A 1,548-nucleotide genomic window follows, 5' to 3' on the forward strand; every position below is an offset into this window, starting at 1 on the left:
GTAAGCGGTCACGGGGGTTATCAATTACTTTGTGATAAATAAAATAATTTCTAGAGTTTATATTTACTTAATCATATATTGAGTAGTATGCAACCTTCATACGAGCAACTATTTAAAGAGAATGCAGAGCTAAGAGTAGAAAATGCTCAGCTTCGAGCTGAAAATGTGCAGTTAAAAGCGTTGGTAAATAGATTGGAAAAGGTAATCACCAAGCTTGAAGCACGCATTGCCCAGCTGGAGGTACAGCTTAATCAAAATTCCAAGAATAGTTCCAAGCCACCATCGACGGATCAAAAAGCTAATCGTTCAACTACTCCAAAAACAGAAAAACGACCTTATCATCCTGGTGCTAGCCGTCAACTGCTACCTGCTAGCGTAGTTACCTCACATGAGGTTCGTAGTGTAAAAGCTTGCCCCCATTGTCACTCTGCTATGCATGCCACTGATAAGGTTTTTTCCTGGCAGCAGATCGAGCTTCCTGAAATTAAGCCTTTGGTGCATCAAATAGATTTAGTAACGAGCAGATGCCCTTGCTGCCATCTAGAAACACGACCTGAACTTAAAGAAAATGAGCAATTCTTACTTGGCCCTAGACTGGAAGGCTTTATTAATCTGCTGATGGGACAATATCGTCAAGGCCATCGTGCGGTGCGCACCATGATTAGTGCCTTACTGCCTCACGTGACTTTAAGCCAAGGTTTTATTTCTAAAGTTAAAGCTCGCACCGCTGCCTTACTTGTTTCGTCCTATGAAACACTTGTTAAAGCAGCTACTACCACCCAGCAACCTTTGCATATAGATGCAACGAGCTGGCGCCACGCCGCCACTAATGAACATTTGCTAGTATTACGTGTAGGAAATGTGATTGCTTATGCATTAAGACCCTATCAAAATGGCGCTACTCTAAAGGCGCTAGTCGGTCAGAAGATTTATTGCTTAGTGAGTGATCGAGGTCTAGCTATTCATCAAATTAAGGTAAAGATCAAACAGTATTGTTTAGCTCATTTACTCCGTAATATACAAGGGCAAGCAGAACAGCCCAATATATCTTTAGAAGACACACAGCGTTTAGGACACCTATATGATACCTTGCAAGAGCTTTTTAAAGATAAGCATCGTCTAGAAAAAGGACAAATCAGTCAGTCTACTTGGCAGCAGTATGGATATCTTAACTGGCGTTATATACAAGAAGAATTGCAAGAATTGCAATGCTGGAGTAGCACCAAAAAGTTGCGGAAGTTTTGCCACAAGCTTTTAAAGCAGATCAAACATTTCCGTGCTTATTTGAAAGATCCTGCTATTCCTATGACCAATAATGCTGCCGAAGAATCTTTAAGAAATCTAGTCATTGTACGTAAGTTATGTCTAGGTAGCCAATCTATCTATGGCAAAAGATGGAGGGAGGTGCTGCATAGCTGTATCGAAACTCTTTATCGACAAGGAAAATCTATTCTAGATTTTCTAACAGATGCTATCCATGCCGCTCGTACCAAGCAACCTATCCCTTCTGTTATCTAAAAAACTTTTTATATCCCGTGACCGCTTACG

Annotated in this window: 1 protein-coding gene; it reads left to right on the forward strand. The window is 40.8% G+C overall.

The features are described 5' to 3' along the window. Nucleotides 1–87: 87 nt before the first annotated feature. Nucleotides 88–1,518, forward strand: coding sequence for a transposase (locus DB41_RS10250; RefSeq protein WP_039386996.1), 1,431 nt, complete (start codon nucleotides 88–90; stop codon nucleotides 1,516–1,518). Nucleotides 1,519–1,548: the final 30 nt, after the last annotated feature.

Origin of the sequence: Neochlamydia sp. TUME1 (assembly GCF_000813645.1) — a bacterium.
GTDB lineage: Bacteria > Chlamydiota > Chlamydiia > Chlamydiales > Parachlamydiaceae > Neochlamydia.

Excerpts from the sequence above, each read along its gene's own strand:
- DB41_RS10250 (WP_039386996.1), top strand. The coding sequence starts at position 88 with ATGCAACCTTCATACGAGCAACTATTTAAAGAGAATGCAGAGCTAAGA.